Raw genomic sequence first — 26,606 nt, forward strand, 5'->3', positions numbered from 1 at the left:
AGCCGCTCGGCGCGCACGCGCCTTCCCATCTGGCTCTGAGGAACGAACAGCGCGCATCGCGTAGCTCGCGTGCCGGCGCCAAACCAATGACTGAAGGCGCCGATCGGCCGGGCATGCTGCTTGCAAGCCAGCTCGCAGATTTCAGGTGAGCGCACATGTCTCCGACACACTCAACGCCAAACGCACCAGCAGCACTGCGTCGCCCTCGGCTGCGCCAAGGTCTGTCGTTCGGCGTACTCGCGATGTGGCTGGCCACCGCCGGCTGGGGCTTCTGGTTGATCGAAGGCAAACCGGCTTTTGCACGCGCGCAGTCCGCATCAGACCCGATTCGCGTTCAGGCCATCGAGGCCTGGGGCCGCGACCTCGGCGCCGGATCTTCCGGGCGACCGCTGCTGGTTCTGATTCCGTCGACCACTATCTCGTTCTGCGCCTGCTCGGCCTCGACCGAGCAGCTGAACTAGCTGCACAGCCAAGCGCAAGCCGCGGGCCTGCAGGTGGCGAGCGTGGATCTGGGCCAACAGCCCGGCCAGGTGCAGAACCTGCTGCCGGCGCATATCGATCTCGCCCTGTTCAGTCGCTCAGGCCGCCTGCTGTTCGCCGGCCCGGCTGACTCACCACTGCACTGCATCGCCGGCTCCAGCTTGGCCGAGCTGGTGCTGACCCAGGCCGAAGGCGAGCAGCCACCGCTGTGGGCCGCGGTGCTGGACGAACCCTGCCCTTGTGTCTCTATCGCATGAGCGCTCGCCCGCTCCAGCGAACCGACGCGTCCCCGACAAATCGTCGATCACCTTCAGAAATCAGCCCATGAGCAACCGTGCCGCGTTGAACTACATCGACGAACTCAGACAGCAGGCCGACCTGCTGATGCTGGCGATCGTGGGGGTGATGAGTCTTCTCGCACTCGGACTGGCACTCGGCACGGACAGCTGGGGCAGCTTTTTGCTGATTGGCCTGCCCACCCTGGCCGCCTGCGTAATCCAAGTCACTTTGAATCGAGGCGCGCTGGCCACCCGCCTCACGATCGCAGCCGCCTTCATGGTGCTGTCCGGGCTGACCATCCATCAGGCCCGCGGCATGCTTGAAATGCACTTCAGCATCTTTGTTCTGCTGGCGATCCTGCTGTACTACCGCGACTGGATTCCGGTGGTGTTCGCCGCAGCCGTGATCGCGGTGCATCACCTGGCGCTCGACTACATGCAACGACAGGGCCTTCCGGTCTGGGTGTTCGCCGCCGATACCGGTTTCATCATCGTAATCATCCACGCACTGTTCGTGGTGGCGGAAACCGTGGTGCTGGTCATCATGGCGCGTAGTCTGGAACGCGAGGTCGCAATTGTCGGCGCCAGCCCACGGCGTTTGATCGAAGTCGCCAGCCGCGTCGCCAACGGTGAACAGGCTGATGTGCGAGCGCTCGGCCAAGTGCCTGGCGACAGCATCGCGGCGGCCGTGCTGCGTACTGCGACCGCAGTCGAAAGCACCCTGACCGAAGTGGACGGCGTGCTCGCCAGTATCGCCCAGGGCGATTTCAGCCGGCGCGTCGAAGAAGCGGACAAACCAGGTCGATTCAAGCAGATCGCCCACTCGGTGAATCGCTCCTGCCAGCAGCTCGATGATGTGCTAGGTGCCACTACTCTGGCGGCACAGAAGCTGGCGGCCGGTGACCTGGGCGCGCGCCTGGAGTTGCCGGCCGAAGGCCGCTTCGAGGTGCTGCGCGACAGCATCAACGTGCTGCGGCACAGCCTCGGCAATTTCATCCAGATGCAGCAAGGGGCACTCGCCGCCGCGCGTGCAGGCGACACCGCCTACCGGATCGAGGTCGATCAGATGCAGGGCTTCCAGCGCCTGCTCGCCGAGGGCGTCAACGGTCTGGTCAGCTTGTTCGGTGCGGTGCTCGAAGACGCCGGTCGCATGCTCGGTTCGCTGGCGCAGGGCGATCTGCGGCAGCGCATGAAGACCGACTACGACGGCAGCTATGCTCAGCTCGCCAGCAATGCAAACGCCGCGGCGAAAGCGATCTCTGAGGCGATCGGTGGCATTGATGGGGCCAGCCGCACCATCCGCGCGGCCGCCGCCGAGATCGCGTCCGGCAATGCGGACTTGTCCGAGCGCACCGAGCAGCAGGCGGCGGCGCTGGAAGAGACTGCGGCCAGCATGGAAGAACTCACCTCGACCGTGCGCGGCAATGCCGAGAACGCGCGCTCGGCCAATCAGCTGGCGATCGGCGCCGCCGATGTCGCAGAGCGCGGCGGCGCGGTGGTCAGCCAGGTGGTCACCACGATGGGCCAGATCCACGCGCAGTCGCGCAAGATCGAAGACATCATCAGCGTGATCGACGGCATCGCCTTCCAGACCAATATCCTCGCCCTGAACGCCGCGGTGGAGGCCGCGCGCGCTGGCGAACAGGGCCGCGGCTTCGCGGTGGTCGCCAGCGAGGTCCGTTCACTGGCGCAACGTTCAGCCGGCGCGGCCAAGGAAATCAAGAGCCTGATCTCCGACACCGTCGAACGCGTCGACAGCGGCAGCAAACTGGTCGACTCCGCCGGCACCACCATGGCGGAAATTCTGGCCTCGGTGAAGCGCGTCACCGACATCATGAGCGAGATCAGCGCGGCCTCGGCCGAGCAGAGTTCAGGCATTGAACAGGTCAGCGCAACCGTCACCCATATGGACGAGGCCACCCAGCAGAACGCCGCCCTGGTCGAAGAAGCCACCGCCGCTGCGCGCACCATGGAAGCGCAGGCCAACACGCTGGCTGAGGCGGTGGCCAAGTTCAGATTCTGAGTCTAGGCGACCACTGTCCGGCTGCCGCGGTGTCTCCGATCAGCCGGCGAAACCGCCGGCTTTCAGGAAAGCGACCTCGACCTCGGTGCTGTCGCGGCCCAGCGCCGCATTGCGGTGCGGAAACCGGCCAAAGCGGCGGATGATGTCGCGGTGCTCGATCGCGTGCGGCAGCGAGGGCCCGCCCAGCGCCTCGAACAGCGCCACGCAGCGCTCCTGCAGGGCCAGGTCTTCAGCGTGCATCAGCGCCATGTAGCAGAACGGTCGCAGGCCAGGCTCGATCGAGGCATCGAGGCCGGCCTCAATCGCCGCCACAGCGAAGCGTCGCGCCAGTGGATCCGTGGCCCAGCTGTGCGCGCTGCCGCGGAACAGATTGCGCGGCACCTGATCGAGCAGGATCTGCAGCGCCAGTGCGCCTTCGGCGCTGAGGTTCCAGGCATCGAGCTTGCGCTCGGCGGCGAGCAGATGCGCTGCATGAAAACGCGCGCCTAGCGCGCGGTCGAAGTTCAGATCCTTGGTGAACCAGCGCTGCGGTCCGGCATCGCGCCAGAAGCTGACGACGGCGGCGGGTGTGGGGCCTGCAGGTTCGCTGCTGCGTTTGCTCATGTAACGGGACTCTCGATAGCGATCGACGCGCGAGGCGTCAGGCCGTGCAGGTTACCGGCCCGAGCCCGCTGACGCCCGTGCTGTTCAAGTCGTCGGTGGAGAATCCCGAGCGCTCACTCCGTGGTCGCTGCCGAATCGCCACGCGGATCAACCCTCGAAGCCATCGCCGAATACGCGTGACTGGGCAGCATCAACCCGCGCCATCGCCAGCAGATGCAGGTAGACCTCCAGGTTGTCGTAGCCACCGGTGCCGAGGAGGGGCAGCGAGAGCTGCGAGCCGGTGTGGTCCTGCTGCAGCGGATTCAAACCCAGCCCGGCGTGCTGGCTCTCGAAGCTGTCGGGCATGCCGTCGGCATCGCTGTCGATCGGTGGCGGCGGTGGCCGAGCGGGATCGAAATCGAGGGCGAAAGCGTCATCGGCGACTGGTGTGCCGTAGTCGAGCGACGGGAACACGCCGCTGCGCGCGCTGGCGGCGATTCGTCGGTCCATCGGGTCGGACGGCAAGGCGCCGACCCGACCGGGCAACTCGGCCTGCAGCACACTCGATGGCCGGTACTGCGACAGCGCCGGAAACGGATGCCGCTGCGTCAGCTGCTGGGCCAGCCCGGGATCGGCATTCGGGGCTGAGTCCGGAAAATCGTTGCAGCACCAGAACAACTGCGCGTCCAGCCAGTCGGAATACAGGCTGGCGCGGTTGTCGGCCAGATGCAGTGCATTCGCGGGCTCAGCCAACAGCGCGCTGACCGCGATGCCGTAGGGATGCGCGGGCCGCAGCAGGTAGCGGTTGCCGATCATGTTGATCTGCAGTCGGTAAGGGCCGTGCGCGGGTTCATCGTCAACGAAACGCGTGTACCACAGCGGAAAGCCCGGGTCGGCGTACAGATTGTTGGCCAGCTCGATTCGCAGCGGCGTCTGCTGACACTGGGTGCGGGTCGCAGGCTGGTCCGGGTAGCCACTGGATTCGCAGCTGATCTCAGGCAGACGCCCGCCGATCCGGTACCAAAGATTGCGCTGGATGCTGAGCGCGTCCTGCGGAAAATCCGGATGGCTGTAGTTGATCAGCATGCCGCCGAGCGAGGCGTGCTCACCCACCGTTTCTGCAATGACCGAATCCTGCAGGCTGAGCTGATTGACCCAGCTGATCTGCACGGCCTCGTCCAGCGCATGCGCGATCGACAGATGGTCGAGCATCACTCTTGACGTGCCATCGAGGCGTAGGCCGTCATCCAGCCGCTCTCCGCCCGCGGGCAGCGGCAGCTGCCAGGCCGGGCGCGAGCGCAGATGGCGGATGATCAGGTTGCTGCAGTCGTCGCGCTCGTAGTGGCCATCGCAGACGATGCCGCGCACGGTGATGCCGCCCGGCGAGGTGTGTCCAGCGAGAGTCAGATTACCGTGGACGATGCGCGCCACCCCGTGGATCACCCCGCTGACGCGAAACACCACGGTGCGTGGCCCCGGCTGGCGCAGCGCATGGTTGAGTGAACCGGGGATCAGCCCGGCGGGGTCGGGATCGAGCCGGGTGACTTCGAAAACCGCACCGCCGCGGCCGCCGCTGGCGACCGCACCAAAGCCGTCGGCGCCGGGGAAGCTGGGCAGCTGTTGCGCGAGCGCCGTTGTAGCGCTGCACAGCGCGAACAGCAGCGCATGCGCCAAGGTCACGACAACGCTTCGCCCCGCCCGATCCGCCATCGCAGACTCCCGCTGCCTGGATTGGGGCAAGCAAGACGCGGGCCGCGAAACGTCGGCCAGTGCCCGATCCATAGGGTGGGTCTTGACCTGAGCTCTCCCCACGAATTCCCTCGGTTCTTCGGCGAATGCGGTGATCGTTCGGCCAAAGCAGTGCGTGCAGGACGCGGTTTTATCCTCGGGGTACCTAAGCCTGAGGACCGCGCCATGCACGCTTCGACGATTTTACGTTGCTGTATCGGGGAGGCGCTGGACGGCCTGCACGCGTCCCGTTGCCGCCGCTTGCTGGGTGCGGTCGAGGCGCTGGTGGCAGGGCGTCGGCTGAGCCTGACGGAGTTGGCTCGCCAGTGGCCGGGTGCCGACCGAGTGCACGCGCCGCTCAAGGCCCTCGACCGCCTGCTCAGCAACAAGCACCTGCACGCCGAGTCCGCGGATCTGCAGCGCGCGATGGTGGCGCGGCTGCTGCAAGGCATGCGGCAACCCACGCTGCAGGTGGATTGGTCTTCGCTCAAGCGGGACGGGCGCTGGGCGCTGTTGCGCGCCTCGGTGGCGATGGGCGGCCGCGCCATGCCGGTGCACGAGCAGGTGTTCCCGATCGAGCATACGAACCAGCCCGAAGCGCAGCAGCGGTTCCTGCAGCAATTGGCTGAGTTGCTGCCTTCCGACGGCCGCCCGATTCTCGTCACGGATGCGGGTTTTCGCAGTGACTGGTTTCGTGCAGTGCAGGCGCAGGGCTGGGACTACGTCGGACGACTGCGTAACAACACCCACGTCAGCGCGCTTGAGGTCGATGACTGGACACCTTGTGGCACCCTGCACGCCAAGGCGACGGCGCAGCCCACCGATCTCGGCCGCCGTCGGATCGTCAAAGGTCAGCCCTGGATCTGCCGGATGATTCTCTTTCGTGGGCCGCGTGCGGGGCGCGACAAGCTCACCCGCACGGGTCAGCCCGAACAGAGTCATCTCTCGAAGAAGGCTCGCAGCGCCGCGCGCGAGCCGTGGCTGTTGGTGACCTCGCTGAGTGCGGACACGCACTGCTCCGAGCGGATCGTCGCGGCGTATCGCACGCGCATGCAGATCGAAGAAGCCTTCCGCGACCTCAAGAGCCACCGCTATGGCGTGGGCTTCACGGACAGCCTGACCCGCAAGCCGGAGCGCGCCGGTGTCTTGCTGCTGCTGAACCGCCTGGCCAGCTTCGCCGCCTGGCTGATGACCATCGCCGCGCGAAGCACCCGCAGCGTGGATCCACTTGCCCGCCAGAAGTCGCACATGAAACGCTACTCAGCGTGGCGAAGAGGCTTGGAATGGTTACGGATCAAGCGCTTGCCGCAAGACATACGCGACGGCATCGAGGCCGCCCTGGATGCCCTGCTGGAACGCAATCTGCCCGTCGCGATGCTATGAAAAGTGGGGAGAGCTCAGGTCTTGACCCACCGATACGCGCCGTGCACCGCGACCGACGTAACCCGTGCCCACGCGTGGTGGGCGGCTTCGCGCGGCCACACCGGTTCGGGCCCGATGACTGCGTTGGAGGTTCAGCTCAGGTGGGTCAAGACCCACCCTATGGTTGATCGGGCCGCTGGCGCTTGAAATGCCAGCTCCAACCCGGCGTGCTTGGTAGCGCCCATACACAGCCAAGGACGTTGAACCCTCATCCCGCCGGATCCGCAGGGAACTCAGCCCTTCAGCAGCACCGGCCGCGCGCGGCCATCGGCAATCGACACCAGCAGGCGCTCCAGCTCGCGCCAGGCATCGCCCTGCTCGCGGCCCTTGGCCATCCGCTCGACCTTGGCGCACTGTGCCAGCAGCGCCTCGAAGTGCTCGACACCGCCACGCGCCAGCGCTTTCTTGAACGGCCAGACCCGGCTCGACCACACCCCGGCGGCCTGCAGGGCGCCGTCCACATTGCCGCCCTTGGCCTTGGTCTCCGCAGCGCGAAGCAGCTGTTGGACCTGGGTCGCCAGCCAACTGAGCAACGGCGGCACCGCCTCGCCCTCGGCGCGCAGGCCGGCCAGCATTTGCAGGGCGCGGCCGGATTCACCGGCAATCGCCGCGTCGGTCAGGCCGAAGATGTCGTAGCGCGCGCTGTCAGCGACCACGTTCGCCATGTAGTCGGCGTCGATCCGCCCGGCGGGTTTGAGCAGGGCCAACTTGTCGACCTCCTGCGCCGCCGCCAGCAAGTTGCCTTCAACCCGCTCGACCAGCAGCTCCAGCGCGTCGCGGCTGGCCTCAAGCCCCTGCGCGCGCAGGCGCTGGGCCAGCCAGGCCGGCATGTCGGCGGGCTTGAGCGGCCAGATCGGCAGGAACAGCCCGGCAGCGTCGACCGCATTCACCCAGGCGCCCTCGTGCTTCTTGCTCCAGTCCTCGCAGACGATCAGAAGCAGCAAGTCGGGTGGCGAATTCTTGCTGTACTTCTGCAGATAGTCGCCGCCTTCCTTGCCGGGTTTGCCGGCGGGCAGGCGCAGCTCGACGATGCGTCTACTGGCGAACAGTGACAGCGCACCGCAGCTGGCGCCGACCTGCGACCAGTCGAAGCGCGCATCGACATCGAACACCTCGCGCTCGCTGTAGCCGGCCGCGCGGGCGGCGGCACGGACCCGATCGGCGGCTTCAATCCGCAGCAACGGCTCGCTGCTGGCGATCAGCACCAGCGGCGGAATCTGCCCACTGGCGAGCGCGCGCTCGAACTGGGCGGGATTTGCCGGCATCAGCGCAGGGCAGAGTCGATCCGGCGCAGAATCGCCAGCACCATCTCGCGCTGCAGTTCCTCGCGCATCAGGTCTTCCTCGTTCGAGGTACCCTGCGCCTGCGCGGTGTCGAACAGATAATCGCGGCGCAGCTCGATGCGCTGCGGCGGCATCACGATCTGGCCGTCGGGGTCGAGCAGGGACACCTCGGACGACAGCACGATCTCGTACTCCTGCGCCCGGCCGGCAGCATCGACCGTCAGCGGCGAGCGCCGCTCTTCCAGCTTGTCGACACGCAGAATCGCCGCCGGCAACGCCGGGTCGGTGATCACGGTGGCGCCGCCGCGAGTCAGTGCGACTTCAAGCTCGCGGCCGAGCGAGCTGAGCGGGTCGACCTGACCGAGCCGGATCGTGCTCAGCCGCTCCGGCAGCTTGACGTCTTCGCGCAGGCGGAAACCACAGGCGGCCAGACCCAGGCAGGCCAGCATCATCAGTACGCGCGTCACTTGCTTGAACTGCATTGAAGCCACTCCCTGTGCCCGCACTCAGCCGGCGACGATGTTGACGATCTTGCCCGGCACCACGATTACCTTGCGCACGCTCAAGCCCTCCAGCGCACGCTGCACGCCGGCATCGGCCAAGGCCAGTTGCTCTGTCGCCTCGCGGCTGGCATCCACTGCGACCTCAAGCGTGCCGCGCAGCTTGCCGTTCATCTGCAGAGCGAGCGTCAGCGCATCGCGCACCAGGGCAGCCTTGTCGGCCTGCGGGAAGGGCTGGTCTTCGATCAGCGTCTCCGCATGGCCCAGCGCCTGCCACAGCACGTGTGCGGTGTGCGGGGTGATCGGGTTCAGCATCAGGGTGACGGCGCTGTAGGCTTCCTGCAGCACCGCCCTGCCCTGTTCGCTGGCGTCATCAAATTTGGTCAGGGTGTTGAGCAGCTCCATCACCGCGGCGATCGCGGTGTTGAAGGCGTGGCGGCGGCCGATGTCGTCGCCGACCTTTTCGATCGTCTCGTGCAGCTTGCGCCGCACCGCTTTCTGCTCGGCGCTAAGCGCAGCCGCCTCCAGCGCAGGCGCCGGGCCGCTGGCCACATGCCGGTGCACCGCGTTCCACAGACGCCGCAGGAAGCGCGCCATGCCTTCGACGCCGGCCTCGTTCCACTCCAGGCTCTGGTCCGGCGGCGCGGCGAACATCGAGAACAGGCGCACCGTATCGGCGCCGAACTTGTCGACCATCGACTGCGGGTCGACGCCATTGTTCTTCGACTTCGACATCTTCTCGCTGCCGCCGATCTCGACCGGCAGCCCGTCGGCGCGCAGGGTCGCGCCGGTGACGCGACCGCGTTCGTCCTTCTGCGGATCGACTTCGGACGGATTGATCCAGTGCTTGCCGCCATCGGCATTCGAGCGATAGAACGTGTCAGCGATCACCATGCCCTGGCACAGGAGATTGGTCGCCGGTTCATCGCTGTCCACATAGCCTGCATCGCGCAGCAGCTTGTGGAAGAAGCGGAAGTACATCAGGTGCATCACCGCGTGCTCGATACCACCGATGTACTGGTCGACCGGCAGCCAGTACCTGGCGCGGCCGTCGAGCAGATCCTGCGTGCCCGGGCAGCAATAGCGCGCGTAGTACCAGCTCGATTCCATGAAGGTGTCGAAGGTGTCGGTCTCGCGCTCCAGCTGCTCGCCGCTCACCGGGTCGGTGAACTTGCGCCACTGTGGGTCGGATTTGATCGGTGAAGCCACGCCCAAGAAGCTCACATCCTCCGGCAGCAGCACCGGCAGCTGGTCTTCCGGCACCGGCCGTGCGTTGCCATCGGCGTCGTACAGCATCGGAATCGGGCAGCCCCAGTAGCGCTGGCGCGAAACGCCCCAGTCACGCAGGCGGTGATTGATCGTGCGCTTTCCCTTGCCGATCGCTTCGAGCTTGGCCGCGATCGCATCGAACGCCTGCTGGAAGTCGAGGCCATCGAACTCACCCGAGTTGACCAGCCAGCCGCGCTCGGTCCACGCCGCCTGTTCGTGAATCGCGGCCTCGAACTGCTCGATCATGGTGACCGCGGCCGAGGGCTCGAACACATCGCGGATGGCGCCGCCGCCGAGTGCGGTGGTCAGCGCATCGCCACCGGTCTGCGCATCGCGGCCCAGCTCGGCCAGCGCCTCGCGCACATCGGCATTGATGATGACCATGCGGATCGGCAGGCCGTACTTGCGCGCGAACTCGCCGTCGCGCTCGTCGTGGCCGGGCACCGCCATCACCGCACCGGTGCCGTAGCCCATCAGAACGAAGTTGCCGATCCAGATCGGCAGGCGCTCGCCGCTGATCGGATGCAGCACATAGCGCCCGGTCGGCGCGCCCAGTTTTTCCAGGGTCTCAAGCTCGGCCTCATTGACCGCGCCCTGCTTGCAGCGCTCGATGAACTCAGCCAGGGCCGGATCGTTCTGGGCTGCTTCGGTCGCCAGCGGATGCTCGGCAGCGACGGTGACGAAGGTCACGCCCATCAGGGTGTCGGAGCGGGTGGTGAACACGGTCAGCGGCGTGTCCGAACCCTCGACAGCGAACTGGATCTCCATGCCTTCGGAGCGGCCGATCCAGTTGCGCTGCATGGTCTTGACCGCATCCGGCCAGCCTTCAAGCGTGTCCAGCCCAGCCAGCAGTTCTTCGGCGTAGGCGGTGATCTTCAGGAACCACTGCGGGATTTCGCGCTTCTCGACGATCGCGCCGGAGCGCCAGCCGCGGCCGTCGATGACCTGCTCATTGGCCAGCACGGTCTGATCGATCGGATCCCAGTTGACGACGCTGTTCCTGCGGTACACCAGCCCCTTCTTGAACAGGCGGGTGAAGAACTGCTGCTCCCAGCGGTAGTACTCGGGTGTGCAGGTGGTCAGCTCGCGCGACCAGTCATAGGCGAAGCCCAATCGCTTCAGCTGCCCACGCATGTGGCCGATGTTGGCGTAGGTCCACTTGGCCGGCGCGGTCTGGTGCTTGATCGCAGCGTTCTCAGCCGGCAGGCCGAACGCGTCCCAGCCCATCGGCTGCAGCACGTTGAAGCCCTGCATGCGCTTGAAGCGGCTGATCACGTCGCCGATGGTGTAATTGCGCACATGCCCCATGTGCAGCGCGCCCGAGGGATACGGAAGCATCGAAAGGCAGTAGAACTTCGGGCGGCTGGCGTCTTCGACCACTTCGAAAGCGCGGGTGCGGTCCCAGAAGGTCTGGGCGGCGGCCTCGACGGACTGCGGATCGAAAAACTCTTGCATGGGGCTCAAGCAGGCTGAAAGCGATCGTGCAGTTTACCCCAAAGCCCACAGCCACTTAGCCGAAAGGCGCATCGCCGCAAGCAAGCGCCAGCGCTATCGTGAGTGAACTCCCCCGCCGGATTTCGCCATGAGCATCAGCCCCGAGCTGTCCGAGATCATCGAGTTCCTGCGCGGCCATGCGCCCTTCGACCGGCTGGAACCCGAGCAGCTCGCCACGGCCGCGCGCCACATCGAGATCATCTACCGCCGCAGTGGAGAGGTCCTGCTCGAGATCGGCCAGGACAACACCGCGCTGGCCGTCTTGCGGCGGGGTGCAGTGGAGGTGCACGACGCCACCGGCCGACTGATCAATCGCCTGGCCGAGGGTGAAAGCTATGGCCTGCCCTCGCTGCTGACCGGCAAACCGGTGCGCAACACGGTCAGCCTGATCGAGGACGGCCTGATCTACCTGTTGCCGGTGGCGCAGTTCAACGCTCTGCGCGCGGCCAACTCGGCCTTCGAGCAGCACTTCGTCTGCACCCTTGAAGAGCGCATGCGCGCCGCCAACGAGGCTGGCGGTGCCAACGAGCTGATGACCACGCCGGTCAGCCGGCTGGGCAGCCGCGAGCCGGTGATGATCGGCACCGGAGCCAGCATCCGCGAGGCCGCACAGCTGATGTCGAGCCGGGGGGTATCGTCGATCCTGGTCGGCGATGCCGAGCACATGGCGGGCATCATCACCGACCGCGACCTGCGCAATCGGGTGCTCGCCGCCGGGCTCGACCCCGCCGAACCGGTCACCCGGATCATGACCCCGCAGCCGACCAGCCTTGATGCCGACCGCCCGGTGTTCGAAGCCTTCCTGGTGATGGTCAACCGCGGTATCCATCACCTGCCGCTGACGCGCGACGGCCGCCCGGCCGGCATGATCACCACCCGCGATCTGGTCAGCCTGCAGACCCAGCACCCGCTGTACCTGGTGCGACAGGTGCAGAAGCAGGACAGTATCGAAGGCCTGGTCGATGTCTGCCGGCGCATGCCGAAGATGTTCGCCCTGCTGCTCGGCAACGGCGCCCGCCCCGAGGACGTGATGCGGATGCTGACCGCGCTCACCGATGCAGTGACGCGCCACCTGCTGCGCATGGCTGAACAAAAGCTTGGCCCGCCGCCGATGCCTTATGCCTGGCTCGCGTTCGGCTCGCAGGCCCGCAGCGAGCAAGGTCCGCACACCGATCAGGACAACGGCCTGCTGCTCGCGCACACGCCCGACGAAGCCGGTGCCGACTACTTCGAGGCGCTGGCGAAGTTCGTGTGCGCGGGGCTCGATGCCTGCGGCTACGTCTACTGCAACGGCGACGTGATGGCGCAGAACCCGCGCTGGCGGCAGCCGCTGGATGTGTGGCAGGGCTATTTCCGCAGCTGGATGCATGAGCCCGATCCCAAGGCCCTGCTGCACTCGAGCATCTTCTTCGACCAGCGCTGCGTGCACGGCGACCGCAGCCTGTTCGATGCCCTGCAGTCCTTCTTGTTCGATCAGTCGGCCCGCCAGGGAATTTTTCTCGCCATCCTTGCCAAGCACGCACTGAGCCACGAGGTTCCCCTCGGGCTTTTCCGTCGCTTCGTGGTCGAGCATCGCGGCGAACATCGCGACACCCTTGATCTTAAAAGGGCTGGCAGCCTGCCCTTCAATGATCTGCTGCGAGTTCGATCACTGGCCGCCGGCATTCGCGAACCCGGCAGCCTGGCGCGTATCGACGCACTGCGCCGGCTGGGCAAGATGGTGCCCAGCGATGCCGCGGAAATGCAGGCGGCGTTTCACCTGCTTGCGCGCTTGCGGCTGGAGCATCAGGCCGCGCAGATGGCTGCCGGCGAGCCGCCGGACAACCGCATCAATCCGAGTCGCTTGACCCGCATCGACCGCGATGCACTGCGCGACGCCTTCCTGGTCGTGCGCCAGGCGCAGGCCGCGCTCGCCAACGCCTTCGGTATCCAATGATCTGGCTGCGCCGCCTGCAGTACGCACAGCGTGCCCGCGGCACGCCGCTGGCGCAGCACTACGCGCGGCCTTTGCCGGGGCTGTCGACGCCGTGGTTGCAGGGCGAGTTTCTGGCGGTGGACTTCGAAACCAGCGGCCTGGACACCGAGCACGATCGCATTCTCAGCATGGGCTGGGTACAGGTGAAAGACGCACGCATCCTCATGCCCAGCGCGCGTCATTTGCTGATTCACAGCGATGAGAGCGTGGGCCAGAGCGCAACAGTTCATGGGCTGACCGATACTGATATCCAGCACGGCCTGAGTCTTTCAGCGGCGGTGCTCGAGCTGGTGGAGGCGCTGCAGGGGCGCAGCCTGATCGCGCACGGCGCACCGATCGAGTTGAACTTTCTGTCCGCCGCCTGTCGTCGCTGCTTTGGCGTGCCGCCGACCCTGCGCGCCATCGACACCTTGGCGATTGAGCGCCGACTGCGCCGCCACGAGGTCGACCCGCACGGCTATCTGCGCCTGCATGCCTGCCGCGAGCGCTACGGTCTGCCGAACTACCGCGCGCACAATGCCGCGATTGATGCGATCGCCTGTGCCGAACTTCTGTTGGCGCAGGTCGGGCGGATCGGCAATCCTGCCAAGCTGACTCTGCGCGATCTGGTGTAGCCGCAGGGCGCGTGGGTTGCTTGCGATGACAGGCTTCACGTCGGCTCGCACATCGGATCTCCAGACTCCGCGTCATGCCCGAAGGCCCTGAAATCCGCCGCGCCGCCGATCAACTGGCCAACGCCGTCGTCGGCCAGGTGCTGACCGCAGCGTGGTTTTCCTTTCCCCACCTGGGCCCGCGAGCGGCCGAGCTGGTCGACCAACGCGTGCTCGCGATCGAGCCACATGGCAAGGCCCTGCTGACCCACTTCGAGCGCGGGCTGTCGCTGTACTCCCACAATCAGCTTTACGGTGTTTGGAAGGTGGCCAAACCCGGCCAGCGCCCCCAAACCAATCGCAGCCTGCGGGTTGCCTTGACCACGGCGCGCCGGGAGATCCTGCTGTACTCGGCGTCCGAGATCGAACTTCTGCCCACCGCAGCACTGTCGGAGCATCCGTTCCTGGCCAAGCTCGGCCCCGATGTGCTGGATGCACGCCTGAGCGAGGCCGAAGTTCAACAACGCCTGCGCGGCTCACGCTTTGCGGGCCGCAGCCTTGCGGCGCTGCTGCTCGATCAGGGCTTTCTGGCCGGGATGGGCAACTATCTGCGCTCGGAAGCACTGTTCGAGGCCTGCATCAACCCGGCGCTGCGCCCGCGCGATCTCGATGATGTGCAGATCGAGGCGCTGGCAGCCGCCCTGCTGGCGGTGCCGCGTCGCAGCTATGCCACCCGCGGCGTAGGCCGTCGCCGCAGCAGCGGACTGCGTGCTGAGCTTCAGGTCGACCATGGCGAGGCGTTCGGCTTTCGCGTGTTCGACCGCGCAGGCGAACCCTGCCTCGCCTGCGGCAGCGTGATCGAGCGCGCTGAACACACCGGCCGCCGGCTGTATTGGTGCTCGCGCTGCCAGGCCTGAGCGCCGGCCTGGCGGCTACAAGGCCCGCAGCATTGCCGCCGACAGAACGGTCGCCGGTCGCTCCAACCCACGCTCCCAGGTTGAGCTGCTCCGCTGGAGCCCCGCAGAGCACGAGCGCCCGGTGCAACGCCGGTACGGCAGCTGAATGCGCAGCGCTCGCAACTCACGCCATCAGTCGCATGGGCAGCAGTGCCGAAGCCCACTATCCTGTGCCGCGCCGCGCTGTCGCGGAACATCCACCCCAAGGAAGAACTGATGAATCTCAAGCCAATGTTGGCATTGCTGCTGTCTCTGTCTCTTGCTGCTCCCCTGTTTGCGCACGCACAAAGCGCTCCCCGAGTGCTGCTGGACACCGACCATGGCCCGATCCTGATCGAGCTGGATGCGGTCAACAAGCCGGTCACCGCCGCCAACTTCCTGTCGTATGTGGATGACGGCACCTACAACGACACCTTGTTCCAGCGCGTGGTGCGCGACTTTGTCGTGCAGGGCGGCGCGCGGAAGGCCAACTTCACCCAGGTGAATCGCCGGGCGGGCATCGCCAGCGAGCGCACACGCCCCGGCCTCAAGAACGTACGCGGCACGATCGCGATGGCGCTCTCCGCCAGCGGTGGTGCGTACAACTACAACTCCGCCACCTCTGATTTCTTCTTCAACTCGCGCGACAACGCATCGCTGGATCCCGATTTCACCGCATTTGGCCGAATCGTGTTCGGCATGGGCACGCTGGAAGCCTTGAACAATACTCCGCTGTTCAGTGGCACAGAGGAGCCGGTCCGCTACCCGTTGATCCGCCGCGCGGTCCGCACCACCGGTTTTCCGATCCTGGCCCTGCACAGCGGCGGCTGGTACGACCCGACCAAGGACAAGCGCGGCATCTCGGTTGAAATCAGCAACGCTGCGCCGGGCGGCGGCGATCCGCTGCTCGTCATCTACTGGTACGACTACTTCGAAGGAAAGCAGGTGTGGATGAGCGGCGTGGCGCCGTTCCAGTGGGGCGCAAGCCAGGTCACCGTACCGATGCAGATCACCACTGGTGGCCAGTTCGGCGCCGCATTCAACCCGCAGAATGTGGTGAGCACCCCGGCCTGGGGCACGTTGACGGTGCGCTTTACGTCCTGCGACCGCGCCCTGTTCACCTACCAGTCCGCGTTCGGCAATGGTGAGCTGACGCTTCAGCGTATAACCATTCCGACCAACAGCACCTGCACGGGCGGCTGAGTTCGATCGGCATCCACGGTCGCCTGACGGCGGCCGTGGATGCCGCGTGGTGCGCCGGGCCGACGCCCGCAAATCGCCGCAATTGCGCCCGCGGGCGCGCACCTGCGACACCCAGGCTGCGGACACTTACCGCCGCTGGAGTGACGCCATGCAACGCAGCCTGCAGAACCTTCTGATCGCCCTTCTGCTGGGGCTGGCGGGTCTTCCTGGCCGCCCGGCGCACGCGGCCTACAGTGAGGTCGAGGTGTGTTTCGCACTTGACACCACCGGTTCAATGTCGGGCCTGATCGAAGCCGCAAAGCAGAAGATCTGGACCATTGCCAACGCCCTGGTCCAGGCGCCATCCAAGCCGCGCCTGCGTTTCTGTCTGCTCGCCTACCGCGACCGCGGCGATGAGTACGTCACCCGCCATACGCCGCTGACTGACGACATCGATGCGGTCTACGCAGCGCTGATGGAGCTGCAGGCGGGCGGCGGTGGCGATACGCCCGAGGCTGTCAACCAGGCCCTGCTCGAAACGGTACAGAACTCCGGCTGGGCGCCCGGGCCGAATGTTCTGAAGCTGGTCTTCCTGGTCGGCGATGCGCCGCCCAGCGTGTACGCCGGTGAACCGCAGTATCGGCAGATCAGCGCGATGGCCGGCGCGGCCGGCATTCTGATCAACCCGGTGGTTTGCGGCAGCGACCAGGACACCTTGCGCAGCTTTGATGAGATCGCGCGCCTGGGCGGCGGCCGCCGCGTCCAGATCGTCGAGGCCGGCCGCATCGAGCGCATCCCCACGCCGATGGACCAGGATCTGGCTGCACTCAATCAACGCATGGGGCGACTGCTGGTGCCGTATGGCGACACCACGCAGCAGGAGGCGCTGCTTGAGAAGCAGCGACGCGCGGAGCGCATGGGCGATGACGGCTTGTCCGATCGCCTCGCCTACAACCGCGCCACCGGGCGCATCGTGCAGGGCGGCGGAGATCTGATCGAAGACCTCGACGCCGGCCGAATCGAACTGGCTGCGATCCCGCCCGCAGCGCTGCCGGAGCAGCTGCGCAGCATGAGTGAGGCGGAACTGCATACGCACCTGAAGTCGCTGCGTGAGGAGCGCGAAAGCCTGCGCCGGGTGATCGGCCCGTTGATCGACCGCCGTGAAGCCTTTGTCGCCGCGAAGCGCAGCGGCGACACCGACAGTTTCGACAGTGCGGTGCGGACGATTCTTGCGGAGCAATTGGCGACCCGCTGAATCGGATACGCGCCGAGTCGAACGCGGCTGCCGTCTGTCCCGACCAAGGCCCCGCCGGTCGCCGCCGGCTTGCCGCCGGGTGGCGAATCGGTAGGGTCGCAGGCTTCACACTGCGTGACATTCTGGACAGATCGCCCATGGCAGCCTATCGCGTCCTGCTTCGGCTTCGCCGCATCCTTGCGCTAGCGCTGTTCGGCTTGGCGATGGCCTTACCCGCACAAGCCCAGCGCATCTTTGCCAGCGGTTTCGAGCCCTATGCACCGGAAACCGACGCCGAAGCCGCCCGCTTTCTGACCCAGGCCAGCTTCGGCCCGACCGTCGCCGACATCGCCCGCCTGCGCCAGATCGGCTACCAGGCCTGGCTGGATGAGCAGTTCAGCCGCACGCCCTCGCTGCAGGTGCCCTATCTCGATTTTGTCGCAGGCATTCCCGAGCCGCTGTACCAGAACGCGCGCATGGAAGCCTGGTTCGGCAATGCCATCACCGCCCCGGATCAGCTGCGCCAGCGCGTGGCGTATGCACTCAGCCAGATCCTGGTGGTGTCGGATGCCAATGGCCCACTGGAGATCGAGCCGCGCGCGGTATCGGTCTATTGCGACCTGCTGAGCGCCGGCGCCTTCGGCAACTACCGGACCTTACTCGGCCACATCACCCGCAGCCCCGCGATGGGCAGCTATCTCAGCATGCGAGGCAACCGGCGGCCCGATGTCGCCTTGAACATTCGCCCGGACGAAAACTTCGCCCGCGAGATCCTGCAGCTGTTCACGATCGGACTTGTCCAGCTGAACGCTGATGGCAGCCCGGCGCTGGTCAGTGGCCAGCCGGTGCCGAGCTATAACCAGCGCAACATCAAGACCTTCGCCCACGTGTTTACCGGCTGGAACTTCGGCAACTGCAACAGTTTCGATTTCTGCAGCCCGGGCTGGCCCGAGGCCGTTGGCTGGACCCTGCCGATGCAGCCGTTTGCCAGCTTCCACCACACCGAGCCCGACGCCGACCCCGACAACAACGAGTTTCTCTCGGGCGTACTGCGCCCGGCCGGCGGCACGCCCAACAGCAATCTGGACGCCGCACTCGACAACATCTTCAATCACCCCAACGTCGGCCCCTTCCTGGCCCGGCGCTTGATCCAGCAGCTGGTCACCAGCAACCCCAGCCCGGCCTACATCGGGCGGATGACCGCGGTGTTCAACAACAACGGCCAAGGCGTGCGCGGCGATCTGCAGGCGCTGATCGGCGCCATCCTGATGGACCCCGAGGCGCGCACAGGGCACCTGACCCAGCCCACACGTTTCGGCAAAGTGCGCGAGCCGATCCTGCGTCAGACCCAGCTGTGGCGCGCCTTCGGTGCCCGCGCGCAGAACAACCGCTACGCCGACTGGAACCCCGAAAGCCATTTCAACCAGGCGCCCAACCGCAGCCCGTCGGTGTTCAACTTCTATCTGCCGGACTATCAGCGGCCCGGCGAGCTGGCGAGCCTGGGCATGTACTCGCCGGAGCTGCAGATCGTCAACGAGGTGTTCGTCACCCGCACCGCCAATTGGCTGTACAACCAGGCGGAACGTCACTACCTCGGTTCGCAGTTCAACCCGAACCCGGACGCGCGCACGGTGATGATGGAGTTCAACAATCTGTGGTCGCTGGCGAACTCGCCGGCGGCCCTGATCGACCATCTGAACGTGCTGCTGATGGGCGGACAGATGTCGGCGCATATGCGTGGCGTCGTGCTGGCCTATATCGAAGGCATTCCGTACACCGCGTTCAATGATCCGGGCGGTCGGCAGCGCAGCTGGGAAGCCGTGCATCTGATCGTCACCTCGCCCGAATACCAGGTCCAGAAATAGGAGCCCGCCGTGAATCGACGTGATCTGATCCGGCGTGCCCTGCTGTCCAGCATCGGCGGCGCCAGCCTGTACTCGCAGTTCGGCAACCTGCGCCTGCTGCAGGCCGCTGCGCTTGACCAACCCGCTATCGCCAAGGGCGATGACTACAAGGCACTGGTCTGTGTGTTTCTCAACGGTGGCAATGACAACGTCAACACGGTGATTCCGCGCGATGCCGCAGGTTATGCCACCTACCAGAACGCCCGCCCGGGTCTGGCCCTGCCGCAGTCGGCGCTCGTCGCGGGCACGCATCTGAATCCGCTGACGGCGCAGTCGAACGGCCGCCAGTACGCGCTGCATCCGGCCGCCGCACCGCTGCGCTCGTTGTTCGAAAGCGGGCGCTGCGCGATCGTCGCCAATGTCGGCCCGCTGATCGAACCGGTCACTCGCACCAGCTTCCAGAACGGCTCGGCGCGGGTGCCGCCACAGCTGTTCTCGCATTCCGATCAACAGGTGTTCTGGCAGACCTCGCGCCCGGACACGCCGGAGAAAATCGGCTGGGCCGGACGCATGGCTGACCTGCTGCAGGCCAGCAACCCGAACCCCCAGCTGTCGATGAGCATCTCGCTGCGCGGACACAATTTCCTGCAGACCGGAGTCAGCGTGCAGCCCTATTCGATGGGCACACAGGGCGCCGAAGCGCGCAGCGGCTATCTCCAGGAGTTCAATGCGCCGCGCCGCGCCGCGATCGATGCACTGCTGAACGGCCCGCTCAATCATCCTCTGGAGCGCGCCAGCGCCGCGATCCAGCGCCGCAGCCTCGACAACTATGCCTTGGTCAGCTCAGCGCTGGCCGCCAACCCCGGCCTGACCACGCCGACGCCCACCCTGCCCGAGGGCCTGGGTCTGGTGGCGAGCTCGGCCTACAACCAGCTGGTCGCCCAGTTGCGCATGGTCGGGCGGATGATCCAGGCGCGCCAGCAGCTCGGTCAGCGCCGCCAGGTGTTCTTCGTGTCGGTGGGCAGCTACGACTTCCACGATCGCTTGCTGGACGAACACCGCGACCAGATCGGCGCGCTGTCCCACGCGCTGCAGATGTTCCATGCCATCACCGTCGAGCTGGGCGTGGCCGATGCCGTCACCACCTTCACCGCCTCCGATTTCGGTCGTACTGCATCGGCCAACGGTGACGGCAGCGACCACGGCTGGGGCGGCGAACACTTCGTGATCGGCGGCGCCGTGCGGGGTCGCGACATCTACGGCGAGCTGCCCAACCTCACCCGTAACGGGCCTGATGATGCCGGCTGGGGTCAGCTGATTCCGAAGCTGGCGGTGGACCAGTACGCCGCCACCCTGGCCCGCTGGTTCGGCGTCAGCGAGGGGCAGATCGACACCATCTTCCCGGCGCTCAACGCCAGCAGCCCGCGCTTCGGCCCCGCCAGCGGTGGCTACATCGGCAGCTATCGCGATCTCGGTTTCATGACGGGGGCATAGTCGCCTGCGCGAGCTGACGCAGACGCTCGGCGGTCTGCGCATCGGCTGGGTAGAAGGCTTCCAGAGCAAGCTCCGACAGGGTGATATCGGTCGGCGTGCCGAACACCGTAATCGTGCTGAACAAGGCCAGCTCGCCCAACGGGCTGTGCAGACGGAACAGCATCAGCACATCCGGATGCGGTGATTCATGCGGCAGCTTTGCGCATTCGTGCGGCAGCGGCGGGTACGCCGCAAGCTCCGCCAGCAGGCTCCTCAGCACCGCATCGCCAGACATAGTCACCTGCCGGCGCAGCCGCGCCAGCAGATGCTGTCGCCATTCAGCGAGATTGATGATGCGCGGCCCCAGTCCCTGCGGATGCAGACTCACCCGCAGCACATTGGCCTGCGGCTGCAGCAGCTCGGGCGCAACCCCGGTCAGCAGCCGCTGCGCGGCGGTGTTCGCCATCAGCAGATTCCAGTGCCGATCCACCGCCACCGCGGGATACGGATCGTGCAGCTCCAGCACGCGCTGCACGGCCTCCTGCGCCTGCTGCAGCGGCGTCGACTGCAGCGGCGTTTCGGCGAACTGCGGCGCAAAGCCCGCCGCCAGCAGCCAGCGATTGCGCTCGCGCAGCGGCAGCTCCAACAGTTCGCCCAAGTGCAGGAGCAGGCCGCGACTCGGCCGTGCGCGACCGGTTTCGATAAAGCTCAGGTGCCGGGTCGACACCTCCGCTTCAAGCGCGAGTTCAAGCTGCGACAGACGCCTGCGCTGTCGCCATTCGCGCAGAAGTTGGCCAAACGGTGCGGTGGTTTCCATGCCGCGAATGCTACGCCGCCGAGGAAGGCGCAGGCATTACCCCACAGGTAATCGACCGTGTGCAGGGCCGGCGCGGACACTGCGCCCACACCCCAACGGAGACACCAGCATGCGTACCGTCCTGCCCTCGAATCTGCTGCGCCTTGGCCTGCGCCTGGATGCCGTGCTAAGCCTGGGCGCTGCCGCGCTTGCACTCGCGTTCGCAGCACCGCTTGCACGCGAGATCGGCGTCGCGTCAGCGGCCCTGTACCCCGTCGCGGGGTTCATGCTGACCTGGACAGCGCTGACCTTCTGGATGTCGCGCAGCCCACGCCTGCCAGCGTGGCTGGTGTGGGTCGTGCTGTTGGTGAACATCGACTGGGCTCTGGCCAGCTTCGCCCTGATGGCCACCGACTGGATCGCCCCGAGCACACTGGGCTACGGGCTGCTGAGCCTGCAGGCTCTGGCGGTACTCGCCTTCGCTGAGATGCAGTGGCTCGGCTTGAAGCGCAGCCGGACTGCGAGCTTGCCCGAGGAGGCGGCGTGCGCAGCGGCGGCCTGATCTCCTCGACAGCGCGGCTGGGCCTGTGTCTGGCCGTGCTGATCCACTGGCTGCCGCTGCCCGGCGTGCTGGGCGGCGCGACCTTGCGCCAGCTCTACGGCTTGGGGTCGCTCGATCCCGGCATGGAGCTGCTACTGCAACACCGTGCGCTGATGTTCGCCCTGCTCAGCGCGCCGCTGCTGCTTGCGCTCTGGCGTCGCAGCGCGTGCGGCGGCGCGGTGGTTCTGCTGCTGAGCAGCGATATCGGATTCCTGGCACTCGCTGCGCTGCACTGGCCACTCGACGCCGCGCTGCAGAGGGTGCTGTTGTTTGACTTGGCCTCGATCACGCTGTTGCTGCTCGGTGGCGCCGGGCTAGGACGGCGCCAGCTATAGGACGGCCGTGCCTTCACCGCCTATGCCTTGCGCAGAAAGCAGGCCTTCAACATGAAGTTGCCGGCATCCATGCGGCAGTCGACCTCATGATCGCCGCCGGCCACCAAGCGGATGCTCTTGACCTTGCTGCCGACCTTCAACACCGTCGAACTGCCCTTGACCTTCAGATCCTTGATCAGCACCACCGAATCGCCGTCCGCCAGCCGGCTGCCGTTCGCGTCCAGCACCGGCGCCTCCGCCTCGTCGCCATCGACCTGCGCCTGCTGCAGCCACTCGTGGCCGCAGTCAGGGCAAATGAAAACCTCACCGTCGGGATAGGTGTTCTCGGAGGCGCACTGCGGGCAGGCGGGAATAGACATCGGCGGGCCAATAGACGGGGCCGTGAGTATAGCGACGCACGCCCCGCAGACCCTTCGAAGGCGTTGCAGATCAACCTTTAAGCCGACGCTCGAACAGCGCCAGGGTTTGCGTCCAGGCCTCAGCCGCGGCGGCTGCGTTGAAGCGCGGGGTGGTGTCGTTGTGGAATCCATGCAGGGTGTCAGGCGGCTGCAGCAGCTTGAAATCAACGCCGGCGGCGGTCAGCGCGGCCTCGTAGCCCGGCCAGGTGGCATTGACTCGCTCGTCGTCCGAGGCCAGCACCACCAGCAGCTCGGCCTTGATCTGGCCCACAGCATCCAAGGGCGCGGGGCCGCCGTAGTACGGCGCGGCAGCTGCAAGTTCCGGCACCCGGGTCGCAAGCAAGTTGACGATCGCACCGCCGTAGCAGAACCCCACCGCACCGAGCTTGCCGTTGCTGCCTTCCAGCGCCCGCAGCCAGTTCGCAGCAGCGACGAAATCCTCGCGACACTTGATCTGATCCAGCTGCGGGAACAGCGCACGCGCCGCATCCTCATCACCCGGATAGCCGCCCAGCGTGAACAGCGCATCCGGCGCGAAGGCGATGTAGCCGGCGAGCGCCAGGCGCCGCGCGACGTCTTCGATATGCGGGTTCAGACCGCGATTCTCGTGCACCACCAGCACCGTTGGCAGCGGGCCGTCGGGCGCTGCCGGCTGGCTCAGATAGCCGCGCACCTTGCCGTAGCCCTGCGGCGAATCCAGCTCACGGTATTCGCTGCGAATTCGCGGATCGTCGGTCGGCACTTGCTGGGCCGCCGCAAACTGCGGCGACAGCGCCGCCAGCAGGCCAGCAGCGCCGGCCGCGCTCGCGGCGTAGCGACCCGCGCCCTGCAGAAAGCCACGACGGTCGATCTGTCCATGCACGTACTGATCGAACAGGCGCAGCACCTCGGGATGGAAGTCGCGCGCGGTCAGGGGTTGGGTACTCATCTTTGGCTCCAAGCAGTTGAGGTGGTGGCTGCACAGAGTCAGCAGCCGACCATTGCCGCGGCGTGAAGCCAGTGTTCCCGAGCCTGCCACTCAAGCGTTCAGAGCAGCGCGCCTTGCGTACCTACAGTGGCGCCAGATCGGCGTCTGCGAGGCCGACCAGCACCGCTTCGCCGCTATCGGCATCCACCCGAAAAATGCCGAAGCGCGCATTCCGATAGCGCTCGACCTCGCCCTCCGCGAAGAAAAAAGCATTGGTTCCCAGCCACACGCGACCGTCACGCAGGCGATAGCGCAGGGCCAACGCTGGCGCGGGGTTGGTCCAGTCGAGGCTGACCACGCCACGCGCATCCAACCGCACCGGGGCACGCCCGAATGCGCCCTCGAACGCGGCACCCTGCGGATCGCTCGGCGCCGTCGCCACGGAGCGTGCGGCCTCGATCTCCTCGCTGAGCCCGAAGCGCAGCGCCATGAAATCGCCCTGCAACAGGGAGCGCGGATCGACCGGCGCCAGGGCGACGAACACCTGTGCGCCGCTGTCAACGATCTGTGCCTTGCCGAACCAGGCCCAGTTGAACGCCAGCAACACCAACAGCGCGCCCAGCACTGTCCAGCGGCGGCCGCTCATGCGCCTGCTCCGTTCACCTGCAGACGCTTCGACTGCAGATGCGCGGCGATCAACAAGCCTGCGCCCATCACCACCATCAGCAGCGATTTCGCCAGCAGGCTGACGCCGAGTGCGTAGTAGAAGTTCGCAAGATGCAGCAACAGACCGAACAGACATACCGCCACCATCACTCGCATCCGCTGCTGCAAGGCGACCGCGGCGACCGCGGCGGCCGCGCCGGCCGCGAACAGCGACAGCAAGGGCCACAGCGCCAGCCAATTGCGCCTGCCGTCGCTTTCCTGCACCCCAAGCAGCCCGGCCAAGGGATCGGACAAGGGCGTGGCGAACGCGAGGGCGAGCATCAGGCCGAGCAGTACGGCGCGCAGAAAAGGGGCCTGCGCGCGGCCCATCCATTGCGCTTCAGAGCGGACCAGCAGCCCCAGTGCGGCCAGCATCGGCAGCCAGGCCAGCGCCCAGGTCAACAGGGTCGGCGCCAGCGCGGGCGTTGCTGCTTCGCGCCAGGCCCAGGGTTCACCAGTCAGGCTCCAGCGCAGAAACAACACCCAACAGGCGCAGGCCGCAAGCACGTTCAGCACACGTGCCGCCGGCCGCGCCGCCAGCACCGCAAGCACCGCACACAGCACGCCGCCTGCCAGCAGGGTGGGCTGCGGCTCGTCCAGCCACGTGGCCAATGCCACCGCTGCAGCGATCTCGCCAGCGATCAGCAAGGCCAAACCGAGCTGATGGGCAAACACCCCAAAGTTCTGCATTCGCAACAACATCAGGCCCGGGCTGATCCAGAGCACGGCGAGCACTGCGAATTCGTCGCCACCGCTCAAGCTCCAGGTCAACACGCACGCCAGCATGGCCAGTACGCCGGCAAACCAGGCGGCGACACCGAGCATCAGCCCGAGATACCAGGGCGCACTCGGCTGTTGCTGCGGTGGCTCACCGCTCAGCAACCCCTCGCTGCGCAGCCGCTGCCACAGTTGGGCGACTCGGCTACTGGCCCGGTGGGCACTGAGCCTATCCGTGCCGAGCTGATCTGTGCTCATTCGCTTCCCGCCTCCCAGCGTCGTGCCAGCGGCACCAGCACCCAAGCGCTGACACTGGAGGCTGCAATCACCCACAGCGGTAACAGCCAAAGCATGGCTTCATCTGATCCGGAACTGCCGATCCACTTGCCCAGCGCAGCCAGCCCAATCACGATCAGGCAGGCCGCGAGCGCCACCAGCGGCAGCGCCTCGCGCTTGCGCACCCAGGTGTCCGTGCTGACGACAGCCACCGCGGCAGCAAACAGCAGCAGCGCCCAGGCACTGACAGAGGTCCATTCCAGAATCGCCCAGCTGACCGCCAAGGTGCCGTAGCCCAGGCCGGTCAGCAGCAGCAGCTGACGCAGCCAGCGCGGCAACCAGGCGTGATCCGTAAACACGCGTCGAGCCTGCCATTCGGCCAGCCCCCACAGCAGCAGGTTGGGCAGCATCGCCAGACTCAAGCGCAGGGCCAGGCTGCTCTCAGCCAGATTCAAAGCGGCCCACAGCGGATGCTGACTCGGCACCACGCCGCACAGCAGGGCGAGCGCGATGTTCACTACCAACAGCCACGTGGCGCTGACTGCTGCCCAGCGCGCCGCCAAGGCAAATGGCAAGCCCAGCACGGCCCAGAGCAGAAACAACTCGTAGACATCGGCACCAGTCTGGTAAGTCTGCCCGAACAGCGCGAACAGCCCGCCCACGCCCAAAAGAGCCAGCAGAAGAGCCGCGCGGCCAAGCAAGTCCGGCGCCGGCCGCCACAGCGCGAAACCGATGCACAGAGCGAACAGGCTCTGGAACAAAGCGATCCGACCGGGCGGTGTCAGTGCCGACCAATTCGCAGCGATGAAGAAGATCGCGCCGGCGCCAATTGCAAGCGTGCCGCCGAGGCGCGCGAAATCGATCAGTGCGCTGCGCCATTCCTCGGCCGAGGGCCGCGCGTCCGCCAGTACCAACAGTCGCTCACAGGCGGCAGAATCAAGCTTCGCAAGGCGCGCGAGGTCATCGAGTTCGGATCGTGCGAGGCCATGGGCTGGCATGTGCGGGTTCGTAACGACGCGAATTGCGTGAAAGCGGAGTGTGTTCGCCGACCTCGGGGGGTGCAAGCGCGAGGCTCCGCCCGCAGTCGAGGAATTTGTCGGCGCGTGCGAACAGCCGCTGGGGACACGCGGGCTTGTCGGTCAACGAATACGGGCGGATCATCGCGAGTCAGCGCGAAACCCGCGAAAACCGGACGGCGCGCGCAATATCGAGCCAGCGGCTGTGAGATACATCCGCTCCGGACACCCAGCTTCGTTACAGGACAGCCGCCATGGACAGTCTCAGCGCCAACATCGTCCAGATCGCCAGCACGAACTCTCAGAACAGCCTGCGAGTTGCGGTCGCGACGGCCGTCCTGAAAAAGGCGATGGATATGGAAGGCAGCACCGCCCTGCAACTGCTCGCCGCGGTCCCACCCACCGCAGGCGGTGACGCACTCGAGATGCGCGGCACCCGACTCGACACGTTTGCCTGAGCGCGCCGGCGGCGCCGAAGCCCCCGGGGCAGTGCTTCGCACTTGATCGAACGCTTCTGCGGTGTCTTTTCGCGGCTGTCAGCGTTGCTCCTCCTCGCCACAGCG

The 26,606-nt window shown here is 66.5% G+C and carries 25 protein-coding genes; 14 read left to right on the forward strand and 11 right to left on the reverse strand.

Translation table 11 applies throughout. The features are described 5' to 3' along the window. Positions 1-155 precede the first annotated feature (155 nt). From ACIQ7H_RS05860 to ACIQ7H_RS05870, 3 genes are all read left to right on the forward strand, one after another. Positions 156-461 (forward strand): hypothetical protein, encoded by a 306-nt coding sequence (locus tag ACIQ7H_RS05860; RefSeq protein WP_395789348.1) that lies wholly within the window; start codon positions 156-158, stop codon positions 459-461. A gap of 42 nt (positions 462-503) precedes the next feature. Further along, positions 504-737 (forward strand): hypothetical protein, encoded by a 234-nt coding sequence (locus ACIQ7H_RS05865; RefSeq protein ID WP_395789350.1) that lies wholly within the window; start codon positions 504-506, stop codon positions 735-737. A gap of 67 nt (positions 738-804) precedes the next feature. Continuing rightward, a complete protein-coding gene (locus tag ACIQ7H_RS05870; RefSeq protein WP_395789352.1) occupies positions 805-2,781 on the forward strand; it encodes a methyl-accepting chemotaxis protein in 1,977 nt (658 codons plus the stop codon). 39 nt (positions 2,782-2,820) lie between these two features. On the opposite strand, the gene ACIQ7H_RS05875 is transcribed toward ACIQ7H_RS05870, so the two are convergent. Both ACIQ7H_RS05875 and ACIQ7H_RS05880 read right to left on the reverse strand, forming a co-directional pair. Then, positions 2,821-3,384, reverse strand: coding sequence for a DUF924 family protein (locus ACIQ7H_RS05875; RefSeq protein ID WP_395789354.1), 564 nt, complete (start codon positions 3,382-3,384; stop codon positions 2,821-2,823). Positions 3,385-3,531: 147 nt separating this feature from the next. Beyond that, positions 3,532-5,043, reverse strand: a complete 1,512-nt coding sequence (locus tag ACIQ7H_RS05880; protein WP_395789356.1) for a hypothetical protein — start codon at positions 5,041-5,043, stop codon at positions 3,532-3,534. On the opposite strand from ACIQ7H_RS05880, the gene ACIQ7H_RS05885 reads away from it, so the two are divergent. Continuing rightward, positions 4,984-6,474: an IS4 family transposase gene (locus tag ACIQ7H_RS05885; RefSeq protein ID WP_395789358.1), complete on the forward strand. Its 1,491-nt coding sequence runs from the start codon at positions 4,984-4,986 to the stop codon at positions 6,472-6,474. The genes ACIQ7H_RS05880 and ACIQ7H_RS05885 overlap by 60 nt on opposite strands. Before the next feature lie 272 nt (positions 6,475-6,746). Here the strand turns inward: ACIQ7H_RS05885 and holA are convergent, their stop codons facing one another. The 3 genes from holA to leuS are packed head-to-tail and all read right to left on the reverse strand — an operon-like array spanning position 6,747 to position 11,020. Further along, positions 6,747-7,778 (reverse strand): DNA polymerase III subunit delta, encoded by a 1,032-nt coding sequence (holA, locus tag ACIQ7H_RS05890; protein WP_395789360.1) that lies wholly within the window; start codon positions 7,776-7,778, stop codon positions 6,747-6,749. Then, a complete protein-coding gene (gene lptE / locus ACIQ7H_RS05895) occupies positions 7,778-8,278 on the reverse strand; it encodes an LPS assembly lipoprotein LptE (RefSeq protein ID WP_395789362.1) in 501 nt (166 codons plus the stop codon). Before lptE ends, holA begins: the two co-directional genes overlap by 1 nt. A 24-nt stretch (positions 8,279-8,302) precedes the next feature. Beyond that, complete coding sequence (gene leuS / locus ACIQ7H_RS05900; protein WP_395789364.1) at positions 8,303-11,020, reverse strand: leucine--tRNA ligase; 2,718 nt, start codon at positions 11,018-11,020, stop codon at positions 8,303-8,305. Positions 11,021-11,147: 127 nt separating this feature from the next. On the opposite strand from leuS, the gene ACIQ7H_RS05905 reads away from it, so the two are divergent. The 7 genes from ACIQ7H_RS05905 (at position 11,148) to ACIQ7H_RS05935 (ending at position 20,313) form a co-directional block, all read left to right on the forward strand. Beyond that, the gene (locus ACIQ7H_RS05905; RefSeq protein WP_395789366.1) at positions 11,148-12,995 is read left to right on the forward strand and encodes a DUF294 nucleotidyltransferase-like domain-containing protein; all 1,848 of its coding nucleotides are present in this window, start codon (positions 11,148-11,150) and stop codon (positions 12,993-12,995) included. Further along, entirely contained in the window at positions 12,992-13,648 is a 657-nt protein-coding gene (locus ACIQ7H_RS05910) for an exonuclease domain-containing protein (RefSeq protein ID WP_395789368.1), read from the forward strand. Before ACIQ7H_RS05905 ends, ACIQ7H_RS05910 begins: the two co-directional genes overlap by 4 nt. 74 nt (positions 13,649-13,722) lie before the next feature. Further along, positions 13,723-14,541 (forward strand): endonuclease VIII, encoded by an 819-nt coding sequence (nei, locus tag ACIQ7H_RS05915; protein ID WP_395789370.1) that lies wholly within the window; start codon positions 13,723-13,725, stop codon positions 14,539-14,541. Positions 14,542-14,796: 255 nt separating this feature from the next. After that, complete coding sequence (locus tag ACIQ7H_RS05920) at positions 14,797-15,762, forward strand: peptidylprolyl isomerase (RefSeq protein ID WP_395789372.1); 966 nt, start codon at positions 14,797-14,799, stop codon at positions 15,760-15,762. Positions 15,763-15,910: 148 nt separating this feature from the next. Further along, positions 15,911-16,996, forward strand: coding sequence for a hypothetical protein (locus tag ACIQ7H_RS05925; protein WP_395789374.1), 1,086 nt, complete (start codon positions 15,911-15,913; stop codon positions 16,994-16,996). A 137-nt stretch (positions 16,997-17,133) separates the two neighbouring features. Further along, entirely contained in the window at positions 17,134-18,840 is a 1,707-nt protein-coding gene (locus tag ACIQ7H_RS05930) for a DUF1800 family protein (RefSeq protein WP_395789376.1), read from the forward strand. 9 nt (positions 18,841-18,849) lie between these two features. Further along, a complete protein-coding gene (locus ACIQ7H_RS05935; RefSeq protein ID WP_395789378.1) occupies positions 18,850-20,313 on the forward strand; it encodes a DUF1501 domain-containing protein in 1,464 nt (487 codons plus the stop codon). Here the strand turns inward: ACIQ7H_RS05935 and ACIQ7H_RS05940 are convergent. Continuing rightward, positions 20,297-21,109, reverse strand: coding sequence for a helix-turn-helix domain-containing protein (locus tag ACIQ7H_RS05940; RefSeq protein WP_395789380.1), 813 nt, complete (start codon positions 21,107-21,109; stop codon positions 20,297-20,299). The genes ACIQ7H_RS05935 and ACIQ7H_RS05940 overlap by 17 nt on opposite strands. A gap of 109 nt (positions 21,110-21,218) precedes the next feature. Here ACIQ7H_RS05940 and ACIQ7H_RS05945 point away from each other — a divergent pair, with 109 nt between their 5' ends. Together ACIQ7H_RS05945 and ACIQ7H_RS05950 are read left to right on the forward strand one after the other, a co-directional pair. Then, positions 21,219-21,650 (forward strand): hypothetical protein, encoded by a 432-nt coding sequence (locus tag ACIQ7H_RS05945; protein WP_395789382.1) that lies wholly within the window; start codon positions 21,219-21,221, stop codon positions 21,648-21,650. Next, positions 21,632-22,024, forward strand: coding sequence for a hypothetical protein (locus ACIQ7H_RS05950; protein ID WP_395789384.1), 393 nt, complete (start codon positions 21,632-21,634; stop codon positions 22,022-22,024). Before ACIQ7H_RS05945 ends, ACIQ7H_RS05950 begins: the two co-directional genes overlap by 19 nt. Positions 22,025-22,044: 20 nt before the next feature. Here the strand turns inward: ACIQ7H_RS05950 and ACIQ7H_RS05955 are convergent, their stop codons facing one another. The 5 genes from ACIQ7H_RS05955 to ACIQ7H_RS05975 all read right to left on the reverse strand — a co-directional run bounded on the left by ACIQ7H_RS05955 (position 22,045) and on the right by ACIQ7H_RS05975 (position 26,025). Continuing rightward, complete coding sequence (locus ACIQ7H_RS05955) at positions 22,045-22,383, reverse strand: zinc ribbon domain-containing protein YjdM (RefSeq protein ID WP_395789386.1); 339 nt, start codon at positions 22,381-22,383, stop codon at positions 22,045-22,047. Positions 22,384-22,453: 70 nt separating this feature from the next. Further along, on the reverse strand, positions 22,454-23,350 hold the full coding sequence (locus ACIQ7H_RS05960) for a dienelactone hydrolase family protein (protein ID WP_395789388.1): 897 nt from the start codon (positions 23,348-23,350) through the stop codon (positions 22,454-22,456). 121 nt (positions 23,351-23,471) lie between these two features. Then, positions 23,472-23,975: a GDYXXLXY domain-containing protein gene (locus tag ACIQ7H_RS05965; RefSeq protein ID WP_395789390.1), complete on the reverse strand. Its 504-nt coding sequence runs from the start codon at positions 23,973-23,975 to the stop codon at positions 23,472-23,474. Continuing rightward, positions 23,972-25,009: a DUF4401 domain-containing protein gene (locus ACIQ7H_RS05970; protein WP_395789392.1), complete on the reverse strand. Its 1,038-nt coding sequence runs from the start codon at positions 25,007-25,009 to the stop codon at positions 23,972-23,974. The genes ACIQ7H_RS05965 and ACIQ7H_RS05970 overlap by 4 nt, the downstream gene beginning before the upstream one ends. Continuing rightward, positions 25,006-26,025, reverse strand: a complete 1,020-nt coding sequence (locus tag ACIQ7H_RS05975) for a DUF2157 domain-containing protein (protein WP_395789394.1) — start codon at positions 26,023-26,025, stop codon at positions 25,006-25,008. The genes ACIQ7H_RS05970 and ACIQ7H_RS05975 overlap by 4 nt, the downstream gene beginning before the upstream one ends. A gap of 272 nt (positions 26,026-26,297) precedes the next feature. Here ACIQ7H_RS05975 and ACIQ7H_RS05980 point away from each other — a divergent pair, with 272 nt between their 5' ends. Next, positions 26,298-26,501, forward strand: a complete 204-nt coding sequence (locus tag ACIQ7H_RS05980; RefSeq protein ID WP_395789396.1) for a YjfB family protein — start codon at positions 26,298-26,300, stop codon at positions 26,499-26,501. Positions 26,502-26,606: the final 105 nt, after the last annotated feature.

The organism is Aquimonas sp. (genome assembly GCF_044377145.1).
Classification (GTDB): domain Bacteria; phylum Pseudomonadota; class Gammaproteobacteria; order Xanthomonadales; family Xanthomonadaceae; genus Aquimonas.